This window comes from Streptomyces oceani, from assembly GCF_001751245.1.
GTDB classification, from domain to species: Bacteria; Actinomycetota; Actinomycetes; order Streptomycetales; family Streptomycetaceae; genus Streptomyces; species Streptomyces oceani.
The window spans coordinates 97247-121611 of the sequence record NZ_LJGU01000114.1; the positions used below are offsets into that span (position 1 = coordinate 97247).

The following is a 24365-nucleotide window of genomic DNA, read 5'->3' on the forward strand; positions in this document are numbered from 1 at the left end:
CCTCCCTCAGTCCTCGCGGCGTCGCAGCCGCAGTGTGGTGATCTCGAACGGGCGCAGCGACAGCGGGATGACCTCCCCCGCGTCCGTGCTCTCCGTCACGACCTCGGCCGTCGGCCGCTCCAGCAGGTCGCAGCGGGTCGCCGAGGCCAGCGGGAAACCGGCGGTCAACCGGGTCCGTACCCGACCGCCGTGTGCCTCGTGCAGCCGGACGACCACGTCTGTGCTGCCGTCGTCGGCGAGCTTGACGGCGGTGATGACCACGGCGTCCTCGTCCGCCGACACCAGGGGCGGCACGGCGGAGTCGCCGGGCAACCGCCGCTCGGGCAGGTTGAGATGGTGGCCCTCGCGTACGGCGTCCCCGATCGTCGCGCCCGGCACCAGCGCGCAGCGGAAGCGGTGCACGCCCTGGTCGGTACGCGGGTCAGGGAAGCGCGGGGCACGGAGCAGGGAAAGCCGCACGGTGGTGGCGGTGCAGGTCTCAGCGAGCGCCCCGGCCTCCCCCGGAGTGCGGGAGACGTCGTAGCCGTAGGTCGAGTCGTTGACCAGCGCCACGCCCCAGCCGGGCTCCGTAAGGTGCACGAAGCGGTGCTGGCATGCCTCGAACTTCGCCGCGTCCCAGCTGGTGTTGGTGTGCGTGGGCCGGTGCAGGTGGCCGAACTGGGTCTCGGCCGCGATCCGGTCGGTGTGTACGTCCAGTGGGAAGGCCAGCTTGAGGAACTTCTCGGTCTCGTGCCAGTCCACCTCGGTGGCGACCTCCAGCCGCCGCTCCCCGGCAGGAAGGGTCAGCACCTGCTCGACGCGGGAGGAGCCGAAGCGGCGCGTCACCCGTACCGACGCGCCGTCCGCTGACGTGTTCCCGGCGGCGTCCGCCTCCGCCTGGTCCGCCGCGGTCACCGACTCGGCCTCGGTGAGGTCGGTGACGGTGTTGCGGTAGAAGTGGTCCACGTCCCAGGCGTCCCACATGTTCGGGAAGTCCTGGTGCAGTTGGAGCAGGTTGGCGGGCTGCCCGGGCGCCAGGGTCTCCCGATCGGCGACGGTGTCGTACACCGAGCGGACGAGACCGGCGGCGTCGACGACCACCCGCAGCAGCCCGTTGTCCAGCACGAAACCGCCCTCCGCGGCGACGTCGCGCCGGGTCGGCTCCGCCGTGTGGGAGACCGGCCGTGCGCCCCCGGCCGGTACCTGGGAGCGGGCGTGCGGCGCGGCGTTGAAGACCAGTTCGCCACCGGCCGGCGCGTCGCCCGCGAGCGTGGCCTGCGCCTCTCTGATGATCGCCTCCAGCTCCGCGGCGACCTCCGCGTACGTACGGGCCGCCTCGCGGTGCACCCAGGCGATGGAGGTGCCGGGCAGGATGTCGTGGAACTGGTGCAGCAACACCGTCTTCCACAGCCGGTCCAGCGCCTCGTGGGGGTACGCGTACGGCCGTCCGGGAGCCGATCGTACGGCCGCCGTGGCCGCCCAGAGTTCCGCCTCGTACAGCAGGCGCTCGCTGTGCCGATTGCCCTGCTTGGTACGGGCCTGGCTGGTCAGCGTCGCCCGGTGCAGTTCGAGATACAGTTCGCCGGCCCAGACGGGGGCGTGCGCGTACTCCTCCTCGGCCTTGGTGAAGAACTCCGCCGGCTTCTCGAAGCTGACCCTGGCCGAGCCCTCGAGGTCGGCCAGCCGCCGGGCGCGCGCCAGCATCTCGCGGGTGGTGCCGCCTCCCCCGTCGCCCCAGCCGGTGGGGGCCAGCGACCGGGTGGCGCCGCCCTTCTCCTGGAAGTTGCGTACGGCGTGCGCGACCTCCGCGCCGGACAACTGGGCGTTGTAGCTGTCGATCGGCGGGAAGTGGGTGAAGACGCGGGTGCCGTCCAGACCCTCCCACCAGAAGGTGTGGTGCGGGAACTTGTTCTGCTGGCTCCAGGAGATCTTCTGGGTGAGGAACCATCGGGCGCCCGCCTGTGTCACCAGTTGCGGCAGCGCGGCGGAGTAGCCGAAGGTGTCGGGCAGCCAGACCTCCTCGGTCTCGATCCCGAACTCCTCCAGGAAGAAGCGCTTGCCGTGTACGAACTGCCGGGCGAGCGCCTCCGATCCGGGCATGTTGGTGTCCGACTCCACCCACATGCCGCCCACCGGCACGAAGCGGCCGTCCGCCACGGCCCGCTTGACCCTGGCCCACACCTCCGGCCGGTGCTCCTTGAGCCAGGCGAACTGCTGGGCCTGGGACATGGCGTAGACGAACTCGGGCGCGTCGTCCAGTAGCGCCGTCATGTTGGAGGCGGTCCGCGCCACCTTGCGTACGGTCTCGCGCAGCGGCCAGAGCCAGGCCGAGTCGATGTGCGCGTGTCCCACCGCGCTGATCCGGTGTGCCGAGGCGTGCGCGGGGGACGTGAGGACGCCGGTGAGCCGCTCCCGGGCGGCGGCGGCCGTACCACTGATGTCGCCCAGGTCGACTGTGTCCAGGCAGCGTTCCACGGCTCGCAGGATCTCCCAGCGGCGCGGAGTGTCCGGGGACAGCTCGGCCATCAGGGAGCCGAGCACGTCCAGGTCCTGGGTCAGCTCCCACACGGTCTCGTCGAAGACGGCGAGGTCCATCCGGGCCAGCCGGTACTGCGGCTCGTCGCCGGCCGTCTCCCGGTCGCCGAGCTCGGTGGGCAGGAAGGGATGGTAGTCGAGGATGACCGGGTTGGCGGCGGCCTCGACGTGCAACCGCACCCGTTCGCCGCCGGCCACCTCGGAGCCGATCCGCACCCAGGTGTTGCGCGGGTTGAGCCCCTTCACGGGGGTGCCGTCCGGCTCGTAGACCAGGCCCTCGCACTGGAAGCCGGGCATGTTGTCGTCGAAGCCGAGGTCCAGGACGGCCTCGACCGTACGGCCCGCCCAGTCGGCCGGCACCGTCCCGGAGACGGTGAACCAACTGGTGGACCAGGGGGCTCCCCACGGGTCGCCGACGGCGATGGGGCTCGGCTCTGCGGCCAGTCCCTCGGCGACGGGCACCGGCTCGCCGGGGGCGTGCCACACGCCCACCTCGAGGGGGACGGCCTCGGCGTAGCACGCCGGGCGGATGCGTTCGTCGAGTACCCGCTTGAGCCGGGCCTCGGTCACGGAACGGTCGTTGTGCATGGCGCTTCCTCGGGGAGTCGGTAGCTTGGCTGGGCAGACACGGATCGGGCTCGCGGTTTCGGGGGAAGCCGACGCTCGGGGCGGTGCCCGGGCTCAGCCCCGCGGTCCGGGGCGCTGGGGCGTCGGCGGCACGTCCCGCGGCTCGACGACCTCCGAGATGCCGCGTGCGGCGAGCCGTTCGGCGTCCGCGGCCTCTTCGGCCAGCACGCAGGCGGGACGTACGCCGTCGGCGGCCAGCCGCATCCACGCCTCGAAGTACGCGCCGCCGGGCGCGCACGCCGCGCGACCGCCGGACCCGTCCGCGCCGTGCAGCACGAGCGCGGTCGTACGCGCCCTCGGAGGCCGCCAGGACTGCCGCAGTTCCGCCACCGCCTCGGCGAGGGCGGCACCGGCCGGCTTGACCCGCCGGTCGTTCGTCAGCAACCCGAGGTCGTACTCCAGCTCCGGGAAGTCCGCCAGCGAACGGTCGACGTCATGGGAGCTCCACCAGGTGACCCCCCACACGTCCGGACAGTCCAGCGCGTTGCGGACGGTCGCGGTGGTGAAGGCGCCGGCCCGCTCCGGCGGGACGTGCGGGGCCGGGGCGCCGACCTCCTGCAGCCACACGGGGCGGTGCGGTTCCTCGGCCCAGGGCTTGGCCAACTCGATGAGGTACGCCGCGTGCTGCTCGGTCGCCGTGGCGCTGGGACCATGCCGCTGCGCGGTGCCGTTGAACACCCAGGAGTGCACGTTCGTCATGGCGCCGATCCGCGCCGCGTGCGCCGGGGTGAAGGGGTGCCCGTCGGCGTACCAGGCCGCGTCGTCCGAGGCGTGCAGGTGCGTACGGCCGGGGGCGCCGGCCTCGCAGGCGGCGACCATGCGTCGCAGCCACTCGGCGGCCTCCGCCTCGGTGATCCGGTCCGGGTCGGGGTGCGGGTCCGAGGAGAACTGGTTGGTCTCGTTGCCGACCGTCATGCCGAGGAAGTGCGGCCGGTCGGCCAGCGCCTGGGCGAGCGTACGCAGGTACTCCGCCTGGCCCGCGGTCACTTCGGGATCGGTGAAGAGGTTGCGGCGGTGCCAGGTGGTGGTCCAGGACGGGACGAAGTCGAAGCTGGAGAGATGGCCCTGGAGCCCGTCGACGTTCACCTCCAGTCCGCGTTCCCCCGCGGCGTCGACCAGGGCCACGAGCTGTTCGACGGCACGCGGGCGGACCAGGGTGCGGTTGGGCTGGAAGAGGGGCCAGAGGGGGAAGACCCGGACGTGGTCGAGCCCGAGCTCGGCGACGGAGTCGAGATCGGCGCGCACGTCGTCCAGGTCGAAGTCGAGCCAGTGGTGGAACCAGCCCCGGGTGGGCGTGTAGTTGACACCGAAGCGGGGGGTGGCGGTCATACGGGGTGTCCTGTTCGTTCGGGTGCGGCGTTCGGCACGCGTGGCGCGCGAGTGCGGTGCTGCGATGGCGGTCGTACGCTCCGGGGCGCGCCGGCTGAGTGGCGTCCCACAGGGGCTGGATCGTACGAACGCCGAGCGGGCGCTCAGCCCTTGACGGCGCCCTCCCCCACGCCACGGAAGAAGTAGCGCTGCAGGCAGGCGAACATCACGATCAGGGGTGCCACCGCGATGACGGTGCCGGCGGCCACCAGCCGTGGATCGTTCTGGAAGGTGCCGTGCAGGAAGTTGAGGCCGACGGTGAGGGTGAAGTTCTCCGAGTCGGAGAGGACGATCAGCGGCCAGAGGAAGTCGTCCCAGGCGGTCATGAACGCGAAGATGGCGACCACCGCGAGCGTGCCCCGGACCGCGGGCAGTCCGATGCGCAGGAACCGTTGCCAGACGTTGGCGCCGTCGATCACCGCGGCCTCCTCCAGCTCGTACGGCAGCGCCTGGAAGGCGTTCCGCATCAGCAGGACGTTGAGGGCGCCCACGGCGCCGGGGAGGACGACGGCGACCAGGGTGTTGTTGAGTTCGAGCTGCTGCATGGTGGTGAACTGGGCGATGATGATGCTCTCCAGCGGCACCAGCAGCGCCATCACGAACAGCAGCCCGGCGATCTTGCGTCCACGGAAGCGCAGCCGGGCCAGGGCGTAGCCGGCCAGTGAGGCGCCGACGCAGTTGGTGACGACGTTGGCCGCGGCCACCTTGAGCGAGTTCAGGGCGTAGTCCCAGACGGGGATGATCTCCGCGACTCCGGAGTAGTTCTCCAGCGTCGGGTCTCCGGGCAACAGTCGCGGCGGATCGCTGTAGACGTCCTCGGCGGGCGACTTGAGCGAGGTGGACAGCTGCCACAGGAACGGCCCGATGGTGATCACCAGTACCAGGAGCAGCAGGGCGTACCGCAGGATGCGCTCCCGTCGGCTCATGCGCTTCACGGCGCGTCCTCCTTACGGTCGGCGCGCAGCACCAGCAGCATCAGCGCGAGCGCGATGGCGAAGATGACCAGCGAGATGGCGGAGGCGTAACCGACCCGGCCGCCGAGCCCGGTGCCGACCCGCTGGACCAGCATGACCAGAGTGGTGTCGGCGCCCGCCGGGCCGCCGTCCGGGCCGGCCAACAGGTACACCTCGGAGAACACCTTGAAGGCGGCGACCGAGGACAGCGCCCCGACGAGCACCATGGTGGAGCGCACGGCCGGCACCGTGACGCTGACGAACCGGCGTACGGGCCCGGCACCGTCCACGGCGGCGGCCTCGTGCAGTTCCCTGGGGACGTTGCCCAGCGCGGCGAGATAGATGATCATGTAGTAGCCGAGGCCCTTCCACACCGTGAGCGCCATGGCGGAGAACAGCAACAGCCACTGGTCTCCGAGGAAGTTGACGCGGTCGGCTCCGAGGGTGACCAGCAGGCTGTTGACCAGCCCGCGGTCGTCCAGCATCCAGGACCAGATCAGGCCGACCACCACCACCGAGGCCACCACGGGGGTGTAGAAGGCGGACCGGAAGAAGGCGACCCCGGGGATCCGCTGCTCCACCAGCAGCGCGAGCAGCAGGGGCAGCAGCACGGTGAAGGGCACCACGAGCGCCACGTACAGCAGGCTGTTGCGCAGTGCCACCCAGAACAGCTCGTCGCTCAGCAGTTGGCGGAAGTTCTCCAGGCCCACCCAGCTGCCGGCGGTGAGCGTACGGGCGTCGGTGAACGCCTTGTACGCGGTGCTGAGGAAGGGATAGAGGTTGAAGGCGAGGGTGATCGCCAGTCCGGGCAGCAGGAACAGCCAGGGGCTGACCGTCCGGTGAGTGCGTACGCGCATGACGTCTTCCGAATCCTTGAGTCCTCGAAACCCGAGGGCGGTCAGTGCTTCCGGAGCAGCTTGTTGCTCTCGGCGACGGCGTCGTCGAGTGCCTGCTTCGGGGACTTGTCGCCCTGGAGAGCCTTGGCGATCTCGTTCCGCAGGATCGTCTCCATCTCGTCGTTCATCACCACGGGCTGGTAGTTGACGGCGCCGTCCAGCGACTGTGCGGAGTTGACCCGGACCCGGCCGGCGGCGGTGCCGTCGTCCTCGCTCCAGTAGTCCTTGTCCAGAGAGCCCCTGGTGCTGGGGAAGACGGCGGTCTGGTGGCCGAACTTCTCCTGGTTCCGCTTGTTGGTGACGAAGTGGGCGAAGGCGATGGCGGCGGGCTTGTGCTCGCTCTGGTCGCTGACCGCCAGGCCCATCAGGTACATGTTCGGCCGGCCGGTGTTGTTGGGCGCCTTGGTGATGCCGAGGTTCTCGTAGAGGCTGGGGGCGTTGTTCCTGAAGTTCGCCAGGTCGAGGGCGCTGCCCGGATTCATCGCGACGCGCTGCTTGAGGAACTTCTGCCCGGCCTTCTCCGGGGTGTTGGTCAGTGCCTGTGCGTCCAGCCCGCCCTGCTCGTAGAGCTTCTTGTAGCGGGTGAGCAGTTCGACGCCGGCTGGTTCGTTGTACGTGAACTCGGTGGCGTCCTCGTTCATCAGCCGCACGCCGTAGCGGCCGAAGTTCTCGATGGTCGGGGTGGCGGCGAGGGTGGGGATCCTGCCCTCGGAGCGTTCCGCGATCCGCTCGGCGTAGCGGAAGAGCGCGTCGTAGTCGCGCGGTGGCTTCTCCGGGTCGAGTCCGGCGTCCTCGAGGAGCGCCTTGTTGTAGAACAGCGGGCCGGTGTTGAGGTACCAGGGGAAGGCGTACGTACCGCCGAGGCCGGGCATCTCGTAGCCGTCCCAGGCCTCCTTGGTGTACTCCGGCCGGTACTTCGCGGTGGCCCGCTCGGCGTCCATGTTCATGATCACGCCGGCGTCCGCGAGCGGGTAGGCCAGGTCCGGCGAGACGTTGATGACGTCGGGCAGGCTGCCGGACCCGGCGTCAGCGCTGAGCTTGTCCGCGTAGTTCTCCGCCGGCTGGTCCGCCCACTCGACCCGGACGTCCGGGTGCCGGGACTCGAACTCGTCGATCAGCGTCTCGAAGTAGTCCTTGAACTCCGCGCGAAGGTTCCAGGTCTGGAAGGTGATGTCGCCCTCGACCGGGCCTTCGGCGCTGGTGGCGGGTCCGCCCACGCCGGGCCCGCAGGCGGTGAGCAGCAGGGACAAGGCCGCGGGCACGACGGCGAGTGCCGCCGCCCGGCGAGCGGGACGTGCGGAGGGCATGACCGGGTGGCTCCTTGGGCGTGGCGCGGCGGGGATGAAAAAGAAGGTGCCCCGAACTCCGAACACAGGTCAACACTCCCACCGAAACTTTTCACAACTAAATTCATTACCGCAGGTCAGCACCCTGAAAAGATCCTCAGAAGCGGAGATGCTAATGCGCTTTAGTCGATACTCGCTCAAGCGCTTTAGTGACTGACTGTACAATCAGCTGCACACAGGAGGTGAGGCAATGCGCCGTACGCCGGCACGACGCCCGACCATCAAGGACATCGCCCAGCGCGCCGGTGTCTCGGAGAGTGCCGTCTCGTTCGCGCTCAACGGCCGGCCCGGCGTCTCGGAGGGCACCCGGAACCGGGTACGCCGGGTGGCCGCTCAGCTCGGCTGGCAACCCAGTACGGCCGCCCGGGCCCTGTCCGGTGAGGGCTCGGCGACGATCGGCCTCGTGCTGGCCCGGCCAGCCAGCACGCTGGGTGTCGAGTCGTTCTTCCTGCAGTTGGTCTCCGGTGTCCAGGAAGTCCTGGCCGCACGCAGACTGGGCCTGCTGTTCCAGGTCGTTCCGGACCTGGAGGCGGAGTGCGAGATCTACCGCCGGTGGTGGGCGGAGCGCCGGGTGGACGGCCTGCTCGTCGTCGACCCTCGCACCGACGATCCGCGCCCGGCCCTACTGACCGAACTCGGCCTGCCCGCGGTCGTGATCGGCGCGATGAACACGCATCCCGGGGGCGAGGAGAACACGACGTCCGAGAGCCACCTGGCCAACCTCTGGGCCGACGACGCCGGCGCGATGGCCTCCGTCGTCGACCACCTGCACGACCTGGGTCACCGACGCATCGTGCATGTCGCGGGGCTGCCCGAACTGGTGCACACCCAGCGACGCGTCAACTCGCTGCGCGCCGAGGCCGAGCGCCGCGGGCTGCCCGAGGTGCGCTCGGTCAGTACGGACTACTCCGACTCCGAGGGGGCCGCGGCCACCCGGAGGTTGCTGACCGGCGAGCACCCCCCGACCGCGATCGTCTACGACAACGACGTACTGGCCGTCGCGGGGCTCGCGGTGGCCACCGAGCGGGGCTACCGGGTGCCGGACGACCTCTCGGTGATCGCCTGGGACGACTCGGTGCTCTGCCGTAGCACCCATCCCCCGCTCACCGCGCTGTCCCGGGACACCACCGCCTTCGGTCAGCACGCCGCCGAGCAACTGTTGGCCATGCTCGACGGCGAGGCCGGGACACGCGTCCAGGACACCCTGCCGCACCTGCTGGCCCGCGGCAGCACGGCCTCTCCGGCCGAGCCCACCCTCGGGTGAGCGGTACGCATCGCAGCGGGCCGACGTCCGGGGGGGTGACCAGGGGGGTGACCAGCCGACTCGCCCGGTCACAGGCCGGACGTCGGTCAGCCCCCGTACGACCGGCTCCCGAGTGCCGGCGCCTCGCCCACCGCCTCGATCAGCGGCACGAACTCCTCGTACGTCGCGGCCGGCTTGGGCGAGCCCCACATCTGCTGGGCGAACGAGCGCAGCCAGGGATGGACGGCCTCGGCCACCTCCCGCTCGCTCTGGAAGTCCGGGTTGTCGCACCAGATGGACAAGTGCGCCCCGGACACGGGCTGCCCCGCGGCGAGCCGGAGGTCCTCGCCGGGCTCACGCATGAAGGTGCGTGGCGTCCAGAGGTCGTAGAGCCCCTGCGCGGACTTCTTGCCCTTCTCGTGCTGCTGGTCGGGGGCCAGGATGAAGTACAGGTGGTCACCGTGGCCGTTGAGCACGTCGTAGTCCGCTTCCAGGAAGTCGGTCACCGAGGGCTCGTCGGTGTTCCAGCGCACCCACACCTCGATCTCGACGCGTCTGTCCAGCTCGACCCGACCCGATCCCGGTGCGGCGGGGACGATGTGGTCGTTCCACACCTTCGCCCGTTTGCCACGCGCGGCGACAACCGACACCAGGTCGTTCAGGTAGCTGGTGAAGCCGTCCAGCAGAGTCGCCCGGGGTCCCGCCACCGAGCGTGCGTACTCCAGGAGTTGGGGAGCGTTCTCGCCGGTGAGGCGATCCTCCTCCCAGGGGTAGCCGAAGTACTCGTCGCCACCGAGGTGGAACCACCCGCCCGGGAACAGCTCGGCGTACTCGGCCACCAGGTCCTTGATCAACCGCCGTGCGGCCGGCTTGCTGTAGTCCAGTTTCGAGGGCTCGACCGTGCCGTCCTTGCGTATCAGACGCAGCTCGGGGCGCGCCTCCAGTACGGCCTCCAGGTGACCCGGTGAGTCGATCTCGGGGACGAGAGTCACATGGCAGTCCTCCGCGACCGCGATGAGCCGGCGCACCTCGGCCTTGCTCAGCGCGGGACGGGTCACGATCTCGGGATGCGACTCGCTCTCGATCCGGAAGCCGGAACTGTCGCTGAGGTGCAGGTGCAGCACGTTGCACTTGAGCCAGGCGAGTTCCCGGATCATCCGCTCCAGCCAGCCGGGGGTGAAGTACTTGCGGCCGACGTCGACCATCAGGCCCCGCTGGCCGTATTCCGGCCAGTCAACCACCCGGCCGGCGAACTCGCCTCGCTGCCGCAGGGTTTGCAACAGGGTGCGGGTGCCGTAGAAGACCCCGGCGGCGGAGCCACCGGTCACGGTCAGGGCCGCCCCGGCATCCACCCGGTACGCCTCCGAGGAGTCTGATTCATCCAGCTTGCCCGTGCGCAGCAGCACATCGTGCGGGGACGCGGAGTGCCGCTCGACGATCCGGGGCGGGCGGTCGAGATGCCCGTCCCCGCACAGCTCAGCGGCCAGTACGCGGGCCTCGTCGCCCAGTCGCCGGGAGTCCGGAGGCGGCAGGACGATACGGGTGGCCGGGCTTGGCCGCCATCGGGCGGCCCCGGGTTCGGACGTCCGTACGGCGGGAATGACCGGCGGCCGACTGCCGGCGGCGCCCGGAGCGGCGCCGCGCATCCGACCCGGCGAGGTGTCTCGACTGGCGGCCCGCGCTGTGCCGAGGCCGGTGCCGAACGCCGCCGGGCCGGCGAACGTACCCACGGTCAAGGCCGACCTTCGGTTGAGCACGGAGCTCTCCCCTCGCTGTCCGCACGGCAGTTGGCCACGGCGAAGATAGCGGCTCCACTGGAGTAAACCAATAGATCGGTCCTCTTGACACATCTCCGCGTCAAGCGAGTAGCTTGTGAGGCGTCTTTATGGTCTAGACCACCCCGGAGCGGTCCGTGAGAAGACAGCGCACGACCATTGCAACGACATTCGCTCTCGCAACCTCAATGGCGTTCGGAGCCCTGCCCGCCAGCTTCTCCGCCCAGGCAGCCCCCGCACCCGCGTCCGAAGAACCCACCTCCGAGGGCCCTTTGCCACCGGTCTCCCCCACCCCGCAGTCGCTCGCCCGAGCCGGCGAGGACGCGGGCGTGACCGAACGGGTGCTGGTCGTCGCGGACGACCGCACCGACGCCGCCGCCCAGAAGCGACTGGTACGCGAACTGAAGTCGCACGGCGCCGAACGGGTCGACATCGTCGCCCCGGGCGAGACCCCGCCGTCCGCCGCCGGGCTGCTCACCGTACGTCTCGGGCCCGGTGATCGTACGGACATCGCCGAGGAGCTGCGGGACACCGAGGTGCCCGAGCACGAGGAGGGTTACGCCCTGCGCGTGTCCGGCGAGCGCCCGCACCCGGAGGTCGTGCTGGGCGGCACGGACGCCAGCGGCCAGTACTACGCCGTGCAGACGCTCCGACAACTCTTCCAGCGGGACGACGAGGGCTGGCGGATCGCGGGCGCGACAGCCAGCGACTTCCCGTCCATGCCGCTGCGCGGCACGATCGAGGGGTTCTACGGCGAGCCGTGGACGCACGCCGAACGGCTCGACCAGATGGACTTCTACGGCGACGTGAAGGCCAACACCTACGTCTACGCGCCGAAGGACGACCCGTACCACCGCGGCAAGTGGCGCGAGCCCTATCCGAAGGACAAGCTGGCCGAGTTGGGCGAGCTGGTCGACCGGGCACGCGCCAACCACGTGCGCTTCACCTTCGCCGTCTCGCCCGGCGAGTCGATCTGTTACTCCGATGAGGGCGACCGCAAGGCCCTCACCTCCAAGCTCCAGTCGCTCTACGACCTGGGTACCCGGGCCTTCTCGATTCCGCTGGACGACATCAGCTACACCGAGTGGAACTGCGAGGGTGACCGCGCGAAGTACGGCGAGCCGGGGCGCGAGGCCGCCGCCAAGGCACAGGTGGACCTGCTCAACGACGTGCAGAAGAACTTCGTCGCCACGCACGAGGGCGCCCAGCCGCTGCAGATGGTCCCGACCGAGTACGGCGACCTGACCGACACGGCGTACAAGCGGACCATCCGGGAGTCCCTGGACCCGAAGGTCGAGGTGATGTGGACCGGAACGGCCGTCGTCCCGCCCGAGATCACCAACGAGCAGGCGGACAAGGCGGCCGAGCTCTTCGGCCGCAAGGTCTTCGTCTGGGACAACTATCCGGTCAACGACTTCGACAACACCAAGGGCCGGCTGCTGTTGGCTCCGTACGACAAGCGTGAGGCCGGGCTGTCCGAGCATCTCTCCGGCATCGTGGCTAACCCGATGAACCAGCCGTACGCCAGCAAGGTCGCGGTCTTCGGCAGCGCCGACTTCGCCTGGAACGACCAGGACTACGACGCCGAGACGAGTTGGCCGCGTGCCCTGTCGTATCTGGCGGGCGGCGACGAGGAGGCCACCGAGGCGCTGCGGGTCTTCGCCGACCTGAACCACATGGCGCCGACCTTCGGCGACACCCCCTGGCAGCCCCAGGCACCGATCCTTCGCGGGCACGTCGAGGACTTCTGGACGGCCTGGGACGACGGCCGGCAGGGCGAGGCCGTGCGGGAACTGCGCGGGTACGCCGAGCGTATCGAGCAGGCGCCGGCCACCATCCGGGACGGCGAGGTGCAGAAGGGGTTCACCGTCGACGCCGACCCCTGGCTGACCGCGACACACCTGTGGGGCCAGGCGGCGGTGACCATGCTGGACGCGCTGGACGCGCACCGCGCCGGGGACGAGGGTCGGGCCGACCAACTGCTCGCCGAATATCGGGAGCTGCGCGAGCAGGCCACCGCCGTACGCGTCGATCCGCCCCGGAACTCCTGGGGCAAGGCACAACCCAGGATCGGTGACGGAGTGTTGGACGCCTTCCTCAGCGAGGCGGAGCAGCGCATCGAGGGTTGACCGAGAGGGCCGTACGTCCCACACCCCGGGCGCCGTGCCGGCCGGGGTGTGGGGGCGGCGGTCGAACGCGAGCGCCTCGGGAGCTGCCGGACAGTCCATAGACTGCGTTCCCCACGTCGACTGCGAGGAGGACGCCGTGCCAGTCACCGACGAGGCGATCGAGAAGATCAAGGAGATGATCGTCACCGGCCAGCTGCGCCCGGGAGACCGGTTGCCGCGCGAGGCCGACCTGTCCGTCCAGCTCGGTCTCTCCCGCAACTCCCTGCGCGAGGCCGTCCGTGCGCTCTCCCTGCTCAACGTGCTGGACGTGCGCCAGGGCGACGGCACGTACGTGAGCCCGCTCGACTCGTCGAGGCTGCTGGAGGCGCTGACCTTCCTCGTCGACCTGCACCGGGACGACTCGGTGCTGGAGTCGTTCCAGGTGCGGGCCATCCTGGAACCGGCCGCGGCGGCTCTGGCCACCCACCGGATCGACCTGGCGGAGCGGGCGAGCCTGCGGACCCTGCTGGACTCGCTGGGCTCCGCACCCACCGTGGACGAGGTGGTCGCGAACGACATCGAGTTCCACCACCGGATCGCGGCGGCGGCCGGCAACACCATGCTGTGCTCGTTGATCGACTCGCTCTCCGGGCCCACCGTCCGCGCCCGGATCTGGCGGGGCATCACCCAGGAGGGTGCGCTCGAGCGCACCGTGGCCGAACACGGCGCCATCCTGGACGCGATGGGCAGCGGCGACGCCGAGGCCGCGCGGGCGTGGATGACCGTGCACATCACCGGTGTGACGCGGTGGCTCCAAGAGGCGCCCTGAAGCGAACACTTGACAGTCATCGGATGTATCCCTAGGTTGCTCGCCGCAGAATCCGCTTCATGGCGTCATCCCTTCCGATACATGGGATGAGTCGGCTCAGCAGCACACGCTCGGCCGCTCTCCACTCCTCGTGCCCTGTCCCGCCTCGCGACACCGGAGCACCCGATGGCACACCAGCCCACACCGCCCCAGCAGCCCGAGCAGCCCCACTCGCCCCGGACACCTCGACAGCGCGTCAGCCGCCGGCTGTTCGTCACCGGAGCCGCCGCCACCGCGTCCACCGGCCTGCTCTCGTATGCCCCGGGCGCCCACGCCCGCCCGCCGACGGCAACGGCCCGCCCCCTCCGGGCGGACCCCTCGCGCATCCCGGTCAGTCCCGACGACTCCCCCGCCCAACTGCTCGCCAAGGCGGCACGGGTCCGCCCCACGGAACGCCAGGTCGCCTGGCAGCGCCTGGAGCGGACCGCCTTCGTGCACTTCGGCGTCAACACCTACACCGGCCTCGAGTGGGGCACCGGCGAGGAGGACCCGGAGATCTTCCAGCCGCACGAGTTGGACACCGACCAGTGGGCACGCGCACTGCGCGACGGCGGCTTCACCCTGGCCGTACTGACCGTCAAGCACCACGACGGCTTCGTGCTCTACCCCAGCCGGTACACCGGGCACAGCGTGTCCGCCAGCTCCTGGCGGTCCGGTCAGGGCGACGTGCTGCGCGCGTTCGCCGACTCCATGCGGCGACACGGCCTCCGGGTCGGGATTTACCTCTCCCCCGCTGACCAGAACCAGTACCTGCACGGCGTCTACGCCAACGAAAGCGCCCGCTCCCCCCGGCAGATCCCCACCCCGGTCGAGGGACGGCGCCGGCCGGCCGACCCACGCTTCACCCTGCCCGCCACCGACTACGGCGCCTACATGCTCAATCAGCTGTACGAGGTGCTGACGGAGTACGGCCACGTCGACGAGGTCTGGTTCGACGGCGCGCAGGGCAACATCCCGGAGGGGGAGGTCGAGCCGTACGACTGGGACAGCTGGTACGAGCTGATCCGCGCGCTCGCCCCCGGGGCGGCGATCGCCGTGTCCGGTCCCGACGTGCGCTGGGTAGGCAACGAGGACGGGCACGCTCGGGAGAGCGAGTGGAGCGTGATCCCCGTGGGGCGGCGGGCGCGCGGCCGTACGGACTGCGCCCTGGCCCCCGACGCCCCCGAGCACGGCAGTCGGCAGGCGCTGCTGAAGGCGCAGCCGGACACGGACTACCTCCAGTGGTGGCCGGCCGAGTGCGATGTCTCGATCCGTCCCGGGTGGTTTCACCACGACGACGAACAGCCCAAGTCGGCCGAGGAGTTGACCGACATCTATCTGAAGTCGGTGGGTCGCAACGCGGTGTTGCTGCTGAACACGCCGCCGGACCAACGGGGACTGCTCCCGGACGCAGACGTGCGGACGCTGCGGGAGTTCCGTGACCGACTGCGCCGGGAGCTTCCCGAGGATCTGGCCCGTGACGCCCGTACGACCGGGCCCGGGCATCCCGAACGGGCGGTGGACGGGGACCCGGACACCGCGTGGTCCGCGCCGCCGTCCGGTCCGGGGGCACTGACCCTGGACCTCGGCTCCGCCCGGGAGGTGGACCGGATTCGCCTCGCCGAGGACATCCGGCAGGGGCAGCGGGTCGTACGGGCCGTGCTCGAGGCGCGCGACGGCGAGAGCTGGGTGGCGGCCGCCGAGACCGGCACGATCGGTGCGAGCCGCATCCTGACGCTGCCCGAGCCGGCCACCGCCCGGCACTGGCGGCTGCGGATCGTGGAGTCCCGACAGCCCGCCCGGATCAGCGAGTTCGGTCTGTACCGCGCACAGCCCGCCGCCCGCGCCTGAGAGAGGCCAGTATGCACACACCCGCGCCCCGTCCGGGGTGGAACCGGCGCACCTTCCTCACCCTCGGCTCGCTGACCGCCCTCGCCCCCACGCTGAGCACGCTGCCCGGCGGCGCCTCGTCGGCGTACGCGGCTGCGCGGGGCGCACCGGCCGCCGCCGGCACCGCCGGGGCGGACTGGGCACGGCTGTACTACGAGAGTCCCGCCCGCACCGAGAAGATCCTGATGGAGGGCCTGCCGCTGGGCAATGGCAACCTCGGCGCACTCGTCGGCGGGGACGTCGCGGGGGACGTGCTCGCGCTCAACGAGGACACTCTGTGGACCGGCGGCACCAACCCGTCGGGCGACTACGGCGGCGACGAGAACATGGGCAACTACCAGGCACTCGCCCGGCTCACGGTGCGCCTGGACCACGATCCGGTGCAGGCGAGCGACTACTACCGCCAACTGGACGTCCAGGACGCGCTCGCGGTGACCAGCTACACGACCCTGGGCACGGGCTACCGCCGGCGCGCCTTCGCCAGCCACCCGGACCAGGTCCTCGTGTACTCCCTCACCGCCGACCAGCCCGGCCGCCACAGCGGCAGCGTCCAGCTCGCCGACGGCGGGCAGCGGACGGGGGCGACCCTCCAGGCGGCGGCCGGCCACCTGTCCTTGCGCAACTCGCTGTCCAGCCAGCGCCAGTACGCCGTCCACGTGGCCGTACGCGCCGAGGGCGGCTCGGTCCGGGTGTCCGAGGGGCGGTTGCGCTTCACGAGTTGCACCGCACTGACCCTCGTCATCGCCGCCGGCACGGACTACGTCCCGGACCTCGACCTGAACTATCGCAGCGGCCAGGACCCGCTGCCGGCCGCCCGGGAACGGGCGACCGCCGCCGCCGCGCGTACGGTCCCGGAGCTGCTGCGGCGGCACCAGGCGGACTATCGGAAGCTCTTCGACCGGCTGACCCTGGAGCTGGGCAGCTCCAGCGAGGAGCAGCTGGGCACGCCGACCTTCCAGCGGGTCAAGGCGAACCAGCGGACGCTGGACCCGGAACTCTTCACGTTGTACTTCCAGTTCGCCCGCTACCTGATGATCTCCGCCTCCCGTGCCGGCGCGCAGCCGATCAACCTGCAGGGCATCTGGAACATCGTCAACGATCCGCCGTGGTCCAGCGACTACCACACCGACATCAACGTCCAGATGTGCTACTGGCTGGCCGATCAGGCGAACCTCGCCGAGACCAGCGAGCCGCTGTTCGCGATGCTCGAGGCACAGGTGCCGTCCTGGCGGCGGCTGACCCGGGACACCGTACGCCGGCCCGCCGACGGCGAACCGGTGCGTGGCTGGACGGTGCGGACCTCGCACAACATCGACGGCGGCATGGGCTGGGAGTGGGTCGGCACCGGCAACGCCTGGTACTGCATGCACCTGTGGGACCACTATCTCTACACCCTGGACCGGGACTTCCTGCGGGACCGCGCCTATCCGCTGCTTCGGGAGACCTGCCAGTACCTCGAGGACATCCTGGTGGACGACGGCCGGGGCGCCCTCGTGGTGCCGGACGGCTGGTCGCCGGAGCAGGCCCCGGGGCCGTACTGGCGACGCACGCCGATCGGCTTCGACTTCCACGGAATGGTGCGGGAGGACGGCGTGTCCTTCGACCAGGAGCTGGCCTGGGACGTCTGCACCCGTTTCCTCGCCGCGGCCCACGTCCTCGACTCAGACGAGGAGTACCAGGACACGGTCCGAGGGCTGCGGGACCGGCTCCGGCTGCCCCGGATCGGCGGCTGGGGGCAGCTTCAGGAGTGGTACGACGACAAGGACAGCCGGGACAACACCCACCGGCACATCTCGCACCTCGTCGGCTTCTATCCCGGCAACCGCATCTCGCCGCACACGGACCGGGAGCTGACCGAGGCCGTACGCACCTCGCTCACCGCCCGGGGTGTCGGTCCCACCGGCTGGTCAGCGGCCTGGGGCGCCGCGTGCTGGGCGCGCTTGGGCGACTCCGCCATGGCGATGAAGCACCTGCGGAACCTGCTGGCGCCGGTCGAGTCCAGCCGGGACGACATCGATATGGACGGCGGAGGAGGCGTCTACACCAACCTGTTCGACGCACACCCGCCCTTCCAGATCGACGGCAACATCGGCGGCGCCTCGGCGATGCTCGGCATGCTCGTGCAGAGCGAGGCCGAGCGGATCGACCTGCTGCCCGCGCTGCCCGAGGAGTGGCCCACCGGCTCGCTGCGCGGCGTACGGGCCCGCGGTGGTTTCGCTCTGGAGGTGGAGTGGGAGGACGGCGCGCTGCGGCGGGCGGTGGTCGAGAGCACCGGCGGCACCTCGACCACCGTGCACTACGGCTCCGCGAGTTGGCCGGTTCGACTGCGGCCGGGGGACCGTCGGGAGATCCGGCCCTGAGCTGGTTGTTGTTCCCTTTTGCGCTCGCTTCGCCTCCGGCCTGGGGAGGCCCCCAGGCTCACTCGCCGGCGCTGCTCGGTTCTCCTCGGGACGGCAGCCCGTAGACCCGTTCGGCCGTGCCGGCGAGGACGGCCGCGCGCTCGGCCGGCCCCAGCCCGCCGGTCAGCGTGCGGGCGACGGTCAGCACCTCGGCGTACGAGGCGGCGAGGCGGCACACCGGCCAGTCGGAGCCGAAGAGGACCCGCTCCGGGCCGAAGACGTCCAGCACGGTGTCGGCGTACGGCCGCAGGTCCACGGTCCGCCAGTGCCGCCAGTCGGCCTCGGTGACCAGGCCGGAGAGCTTGCACACCACGTTCGGTCGGGCGGCGAGACGGCGGATGGCGTCCGCCCAGACGTGGTGGTCGCCGGTGGCGACGGGGGGCTTGGCGGCGTGGTCCAGGACGAAGGTGAGTTCCGGGAGCAGCTCGGCGACCTCGGTGGCGGCGGGCAGTTGCCCGGGCAGGATGACGAGGTCGTAGACGAGTCCGGCGGCGGCGACGGCGCGCAAGCCGCGCAGGACGTCCGGGCGCAACAGCCAGCGCGGGTCCGGCTCGCCCTGTACCTGGTGCCGGATGCCGACGAGCCGATCGCCGCCCGGGAGCGCGCGCAGCCGAGCGAGGGTGTCGGCGACTCCCGGCGCGGTGAGGTCGGTCCAGCCGACGACCGCGGTCACCAACTCGCCGCGGCTGGCCAGCGCGAGGAGTTCCGGCGTCTCCTCGGGCACAGTCACCGTCTGGACCACGACGCTGGCGCTCACCCCGCTGGCGCGGGCCACCGCCGCGTACTCCGTGGCGGGGAAGTCCCGGCGGATCGGGGCGAGGGCGGCGCCGGTGATCCAGTCCTGGTCCCGGACCCGGAGGTCCCACACGTGGTGGTGCGCGTCGACGATACGCATCGTTGCGTGCTCCCTGTCTGTCCGTCGTGACCGCGGTGTCCGTCGTTCTCGCTCGGTCGCCCTACGCTCGGTCGTCCCCAGGCGGTACGGGCACCTCGTACGGCAGCAGGCCCTCGGCTCGCAGTTCGGCCCACAGGGCCGCCGGGACACGCTGCTGCCACAGCCGGGCCGACCGCCGTACCTCCGCCGCCGAGCGGGCGCCGATGAGGACGCTGACCACGGACGGGTGGCCGAACGGGAAGCGCAGGGCGGCGGCCGGCAGCGGGACGCCGTGCCGTTCGGTGACGGCCCGCATCCGCTCGGCGCGCTCCAACACCGGTGCCGGCACTGGCTCGTACTGGAAGGTCGCTCCCGGACCCGGTGCGGCGAGCAGGCCGGAGTTGAAGACGCTGCCGATGACGACGCTTCGGCCCCGGGCCGCGGCCTCGGGTAGGGCTTCGGCGAGCCCCGTGTGGTCCAGGAGGGTGTAGCGCCCGGCGAGTAGCACGACGTCGATGTCCGTCTCGCGGAGGAAGCGCGCCAGCATGGCCCCCTGGTTCATGCCCACGCCGATGGCTCCGAGCGTGCCCTCAGCCCGTAGCCGCTCCAGCGCGGGATAGCCCTCCCGGAGCGCCTGTGCGGGATGGTCGTCGGGGTCGTGCAGGTAGGCGATGTCGATCCGGTCCAGACCCAACCGGTCCAGGCTCGCGCTGATACCGCGCCGGACCCCGTCGGCGCTGAAGTCCCAGACCCGGCGGTGGGTGGCCGGGACGGCGAAGCCGTGGTCCAGGTCGTCGCGGTCGGGTGCGCCCGCTCCGTCGGGTACGAGCAGCCTGCCGACCTTGGTGGAGAGGACGTACTCCGCGCGGGGGCGCTCGCGCAGGGCCTGCCCGAGGCGGCGCTCGGACAGGCCGAGGCCGTAGTGCGGGGCGGTGTCGAAGTAGCGGATGCCGGCGTCCCAGGCGGCGTCCACGGTCGCGGAGGCCTCGTCCTCGGCCACGGGGGTGTAGAGGTTGCCGATGGAGGCGGCGCCGAAGGAGAGTTCGGTGACTGCGGCCCGGCTGCCGCCGAGGGTGCTACGGCGCATGGCGGACCGTCAGTCCTGCCGCGGCGGGCGCTTGCGGAGGCCGGCCATACCACCGTCGACGGCCAGCGCGGTACCGGTGACCGCGGCGGCCGCCGGGCTGGCCAGGTAGGCGATGGCGGCGGCGACCTCCTCGGCGCGCACCAGCCGGCCGGTGGGCTGTCGGGCGTTCAGCGCGGTCCGCTCGGCCGCCGGGTCCTCGGCCGCGTCCAGCAGCCGCCCGATCCAGGGGGTGTCGACGGTGCCGGGATTCACGCAGTTGACCCGTACGCCCTCGTCGATGTGGTCGGTGGCCATCGCCAGCGTGAGGGACTGGACGGCGCCCTTGCTGGCACTGTAGAGGGCGCGTTGGGGCAGGCCGGCGGTGGCGGCGATGGAGCAGGTGTTGACGACGGCGGCGTGCGCGGAGGCGCGCAGGTACGGCAGAGCGGCCCGGGTGGTGCGTACGACGCCGAGGACGTTGACGTCGTACACCCGGTGCCACTCCTCGTCCGGGTTGTCCTCGACGGTGCCGAGGGCGCCGACGCCGGCGTTGTTGACCAGGATGTCGACGCCGCCCAGCTCCTGGGCCGCCGCCCGTACCGCGCCGCGTACGGACCGCTCGTCGGCGACGTCCGCCCGGTGACCGCTCAGCGGCTCCGGGAGGGCGTCGGGCTGGAGATCCAGTACGGCGACGCGGGCGCCACGCTCGGCCAGCAGCCGGGCGGTGGCCAGGCCGATGCCGGAGGCGCCGCCGGTGACGAGGGCCCGCAGGCCGGCCAACTCGCCCCGGGCGGCGGTGGCGTGCTCGGTCCGTGGGGCGGCCGTGGCGGCACCGGGTGCGCTGTCGTTCACTGCGTGGCCTCCTGTCGCGTGGCACGGTCGGCGCGCCAGTACGTGCCGTCCGGATAGCTGAACTCGGCGAGGGAGGCCGGGTGCATCTCGGCGGAGAAACCGGCCTCGGTCGGCGCGGCGTACCGCCCGTCCCGTATCCGTACGGGAGCGCGGAAGTGCGCGTGCAGGTGGTCCACGAACTCGATGACCCGGTCCTCGGTGCTGCCGGACAGCGCCACGTAGTCGAACATGGACAGGTGCTGCACCAGTTCGCACAGTCCGACGCCGCCGGCGTGCGGGCAGACGGGCACCCCGAACTTCGCGGCCAGCAGCAGGATCGCGAGGTTCTCGTTGACCCCGCCCACCCGGGCCGCGTCGATCTGCAGGATGTCGAGCGCGCCGGCCTGCAGCAGCTGCTTGAACACGATCCGGTTCTGCACGTGTTCGCCGGTGGCGACCCGGACCGGGGCGACGGCGCGGCGGATGGCGGCGTGGCCGAGGATGTCGTCCGGGCTGGTCGGCTCCTCGATCCAGTACGGGCCGAACTCACTCAGTGCCCGTATCCACTGAACGGCCTGGTCGACGTCCCAGCGCTGGTTGGCGTCCAGCGCGACGCGGACGCCAGGGCCGACGGCGGCCCGAGCGGCGCGGCAGCGGCGCAGGTCGTCCTGGAGGTCCGCGCCGACCTTCAGCTTGATCTGCGTGAAGCCGTCCGCGACCGCCTCCTTGGCCAGCCGGCTCAGTTTCTCGTCGCCGTACCCGAGCCAGCCCGGCGAGGTGGTGTACGCCGGGTAGCCGTGCTGTCGGAGCGCCGACTCCCGCTCGGCGGCGCCCCGTTTGCCGGCCCACAGCAGGTCGAGTGCCTCGGAGGGAGTGAGCGCGTCGGTGAGGTAGCGGAAGTCGACCTGTCGCACCAGCCACTCCGGCTCGGCGTCCGCCAGCAGCTTCCACAGCGGTTTGCCCTGGCGGCTGGCGACCAGGTCCCACACGGCGTTGACGACCGCCCCGATCGCCATGTGCAGCACGCCCTTCTCCGGGCCGAGCCAGCGCAGTTGGCTGTCCCCGACGAGATCCCGGCTGACCGATCCGGGGTCGGCGCACAGCTCGTCCAGGGTGCGGCCCAGCACGTACGAGCGCAGCGCGTCGATCGCGGCGACCTGCACGTCGTTGCCGCGCCCGATGGTGAACGCGAAGCCGTGCCCGCACACCTTGTCCGGGGCGTCGGTGCGCAGCACCACGTAGGCCGCGGAGTAGTCCGGGTCGGGGTTCATCGCGTCCGAGCCGTCCAGCTCACGGGAGGTGGGGAAGCGTACGTCGTGGGTGTCCATCGCGGTGACGCGCGGGGAGGCGGTTGCGGAGGGTGCGGCGGGTGCGGCGTGGGCAGCCACAGTGGCGCTCCTTCGTGCGTCAGGGTGCGTCCGGGTGCGGCAGGGCGACTCTACGGACTCCGGCCGGGACTCCACAAGAAGTCATCGGATGTCTGTGCGAGGAAACCCCTGAAGGGCGGCAGCGCTCCCCCGGCCCGTTCCGCCGAACTCACCGCACCTCCGAGGGTGTTGCTCCGATGTCTCATGCGGATCGCCCGAGCCCCTCGCACGGTACGTGAGGGCTGCCCGACACCGCGCCGAGGCGAACGCGGCAGTGCGTGAGGGGTGTTGACCACGCCCTCGCACTGGTATATACCACTGAAGCCACGTTTGTTCCTGTTCGAACGCGTCGACTTCATGGGGCATTTATGACAGAGAACGAGAAGTTCCAACTCAGCAGGCGCGCGCTGACCGCCGGCGCCGTGTCCGTGGCGGTCGTCGCGATGGCCGGGCCGCTGACCGGCTCCGCCACCGCCGCCGGCGCCCGTGCTCGTACGGCCGCGGGGGCGCCCTTCGTCGTGCCGGCCCTGCGGGAATGGCGGGCGGGCGAGGGCGCGTTCACGCTCTCGCCGCGCGGTCGCGTCAGGGTGCCCGCCGGTGACGAGCGGCTGCTGCGGCTCGCCCGCACCGTGACCGAGGAGCTGGCCGAGCTGACCGGCGTACGCCTCCGCGAGCCCGCCACCGGTGACGGCGAACCCTCCGCCGGGGAGATCCGGATCGCCCTCGACCCCGAGGACGGACACCCCGAGGGCGGCGAACGCTACCGCGCGGAGGGCAACACCATCACCGTCACGCCACGGCACCTCACCGTCACCGCCCCCGCGTACGCCGGCGCGTACCACGCGACCCGCAGCCTGCTGCAGATCCTCACCCGGGACAACGCGCGCCGTATCCCGGCGGGCACCGCCCGGGACTGGCCGGACTACGCGCGGCGCGGCTTCCTGCTGGACGTCGGACGGCGCTACTTCACCCCGGAGTTCCTCCGGGACTACATCCGGCTGTTGAGCTGGTTCAAGTTCAACGACTTCCAGATCCACCTGAACGACAACGAGATCGAGCCGCCCGAGGGCGACTGGAGCAAGGCGCAGTCCGCGTTCCGACTCGCAAGCGAGCATCCGGACTGGTCGGGACTCGCCGCGAAGGACGGTTCGTACGACCGCGCCACCTGGGACTCGTTCGAGGAACTGGCCGCCGCCCGCGCGGTCCGGCTGACCCCGGAGATCGACGCGCCCGCGCACTCCCGCGCGTTCGTGAGGTTCCGTCCCGACATCGGCCTGAACGGCGGCGACTCGGACCACCTGGACCTCGGGAACCCGGACGCGACCCGCTTCATGCGGGACCTGTTCACGCACTTCGACCCGTGGTTCCGCAGCCCCGTGGTGCACTTCGGCGCCGACGAGTACACCGGCCCGGTGGAGCAGTACCGCGCCTACTTCAACACCATCGCCTCGCACCTGAGGGACCTGGGCAGGCAGCCGGCCGCCTGGGGCAGCCTGAGCCAGATGGGAGGCTCGGCCGAGGGCTACGACCGGGACGTCCACATGTACAGCTGGAACAACGGCTGGTACGGGCCGCAGGCGATCAAGAAGGACGGCTTCCGGTTCGTCAACATCAACGACGCCACGCTGTACATCGTGCCTTTCGCGGACTACTACCACGGCGACGGACTCGACGGCCGCCACCTCTACGAGAAGTGGGCGCCGCACGTCTTCCCCGACGGCCAGAGCGTCGAACCGCTCGACCCCGCGCTGCTGGGCGCGTTCTCCGGGGTGTGGAACGACCTCGTGCACCACCCCTACACCGAGCGGGACGTGCACGGGCTGGTCAACAGGACACTGGGAGTGCTCGGACAGAAGATGTGGAGCGGCGGCACGCCGGACGGACTGGCGTACGACACCTTCCAGCAGCGCGTGAAGGCGCTCGGCCTCGGCCCCGGGATGGAGCTGCTCGGCACGCCCGGCTGACGCTCGGCGCCCCGTACGACGGTCGTCCGGCCCCGGCCCGCCCCCACTCCAGCCCGCCCCGGCCCGGTTGCCCGCGCAACGCGCACCACGGCACCGGGCCAGGGCGGAGCCGTACGAGGCCGCCAGCCGGTGATCCCACCGCCGTACCGGCCACCCCACCCGCACCGTCCCGATCCGGAACACGCCCGCGCTCCGTCGCAGCGCGCCATTCGCACGACCATCAGGTACAACCATTGCTGATGTCATTTCGTCGTATGACCGTAAATATCGTACTTCAGCACCTCACCCCGGGATGGT

16 protein-coding genes are annotated in these 24365 nt (G+C 71.2%); 6 read left to right on the top strand and 10 right to left on the bottom strand.

What is annotated here, in order from left to right:
- Nucleotides 1–6: 6 nt before the first annotated feature.
- The 5 genes from AN216_RS07715 to AN216_RS07735 form a co-directional block, all read right to left on the bottom strand.
- Entirely contained in the window at nt 7–3102 is a 3096-nt protein-coding gene (locus AN216_RS07715; protein ID WP_070195853.1) for an alpha-mannosidase, read from the bottom strand.
- 93 nt (nt 3103–3195) lie between these two features.
- The gene (locus tag AN216_RS07720) at nt 3196–4470 is read right to left on the bottom strand and encodes a glycoside hydrolase 5 family protein (protein WP_070195854.1); all 1275 of its coding nucleotides are present in this window, start codon (nt 4468–4470) and stop codon (nt 3196–3198) included.
- 143 nt (nt 4471–4613) lie between these two features.
- Nucleotides 4614–5435 (bottom strand): carbohydrate ABC transporter permease, encoded by an 822-nt coding sequence (locus tag AN216_RS07725; protein ID WP_079166403.1) that lies wholly within the window; start codon nt 5433–5435, stop codon nt 4614–4616.
- Between the two features lie 5 nt (nt 5436–5440).
- The gene (locus AN216_RS07730) at nt 5441–6319 is read right to left on the bottom strand and encodes a carbohydrate ABC transporter permease (protein ID WP_070195856.1); all 879 of its coding nucleotides are present in this window, start codon (nt 6317–6319) and stop codon (nt 5441–5443) included.
- A 41-nt stretch (nt 6320–6360) separates the two neighbouring features.
- Nucleotides 6361–7665: an ABC transporter substrate-binding protein gene (locus AN216_RS07735; RefSeq protein ID WP_070195857.1), complete on the bottom strand. Its 1305-nt coding sequence runs from the start codon at nt 7663–7665 to the stop codon at nt 6361–6363.
- Between the two features lie 229 nt (nt 7666–7894).
- Between AN216_RS07735 and AN216_RS07740 the strand changes: the two genes are divergently transcribed.
- Complete coding sequence (locus tag AN216_RS07740) at nt 7895–8968, top strand: LacI family DNA-binding transcriptional regulator (RefSeq protein ID WP_070195858.1); 1074 nt, start codon at nt 7895–7897, stop codon at nt 8966–8968.
- Between the two features lie 86 nt (nt 8969–9054).
- On the opposite strand, the gene AN216_RS07745 is transcribed toward AN216_RS07740, so the two are convergent.
- A complete protein-coding gene (locus AN216_RS07745; RefSeq protein ID WP_170843057.1) occupies nt 9055–10704 on the bottom strand; it encodes a beta-N-acetylhexosaminidase in 1650 nt (549 codons plus the stop codon).
- 206 nt (nt 10705–10910) lie between these two features.
- Between AN216_RS07745 and AN216_RS07750 the strand changes: the two genes are divergently transcribed.
- From AN216_RS07750 to AN216_RS07765, 4 genes are all read left to right on the top strand, one after another.
- The gene (locus AN216_RS07750; protein ID WP_070195860.1) at nt 10911–12851 is read left to right on the top strand and encodes a glycoside hydrolase family 84 protein; all 1941 of its coding nucleotides are present in this window, start codon (nt 10911–10913) and stop codon (nt 12849–12851) included.
- A 136-nt stretch (nt 12852–12987) separates the two neighbouring features.
- Complete coding sequence (locus tag AN216_RS07755; RefSeq protein WP_070195861.1) at nt 12988–13659, top strand: FadR/GntR family transcriptional regulator; 672 nt, start codon at nt 12988–12990, stop codon at nt 13657–13659.
- A gap of 165 nt (nt 13660–13824) precedes the next feature.
- Nucleotides 13825–15528 carry an alpha-L-fucosidase gene (locus tag AN216_RS07760; RefSeq protein ID WP_079166375.1) on the top strand — a complete coding sequence of 568 codons (1704 nt, stop codon included), beginning with the start codon at nt 13825–13827 and terminating at the stop codon, nt 15526–15528.
- An 11-nt stretch (nt 15529–15539) separates the two neighbouring features.
- On the top strand, nt 15540–17927 hold the full coding sequence (locus tag AN216_RS07765) for a glycoside hydrolase family 95 protein (RefSeq protein ID WP_079166376.1): 2388 nt from the start codon (nt 15540–15542) through the stop codon (nt 17925–17927).
- Nucleotides 17928–17985: 58 nt separating this feature from the next.
- On the opposite strand, the gene AN216_RS07770 is transcribed toward AN216_RS07765, so the two are convergent.
- The 4 genes from AN216_RS07770 to AN216_RS07785 form a co-directional block, all read right to left on the bottom strand.
- On the bottom strand, nt 17986–18861 hold the full coding sequence (locus tag AN216_RS07770) for an amidohydrolase family protein (protein ID WP_070195862.1): 876 nt from the start codon (nt 18859–18861) through the stop codon (nt 17986–17988).
- A gap of 61 nt (nt 18862–18922) precedes the next feature.
- Nucleotides 18923–19927: an aldo/keto reductase gene (locus AN216_RS07775; RefSeq protein ID WP_070195863.1), complete on the bottom strand. Its 1005-nt coding sequence runs from the start codon at nt 19925–19927 to the stop codon at nt 18923–18925.
- A gap of 9 nt (nt 19928–19936) precedes the next feature.
- The gene (locus AN216_RS07780) at nt 19937–20686 is read right to left on the bottom strand and encodes an SDR family NAD(P)-dependent oxidoreductase (RefSeq protein WP_070196104.1); all 750 of its coding nucleotides are present in this window, start codon (nt 20684–20686) and stop codon (nt 19937–19939) included.
- A gap of 68 nt (nt 20687–20754) precedes the next feature.
- Nucleotides 20755–22065, bottom strand: a complete 1311-nt coding sequence (locus AN216_RS07785; RefSeq protein WP_070196105.1) for an enolase C-terminal domain-like protein — start codon at nt 22063–22065, stop codon at nt 20755–20757.
- A 407-nt stretch (nt 22066–22472) separates the two neighbouring features.
- Between AN216_RS07785 and AN216_RS07790 the strand changes: the two genes are divergently transcribed.
- Nucleotides 22473–24068: a family 20 glycosylhydrolase gene (locus tag AN216_RS07790; RefSeq protein WP_070195864.1), complete on the top strand. Its 1596-nt coding sequence runs from the start codon at nt 22473–22475 to the stop codon at nt 24066–24068.
- Nucleotides 24069–24365 lie beyond the last annotated feature (297 nt).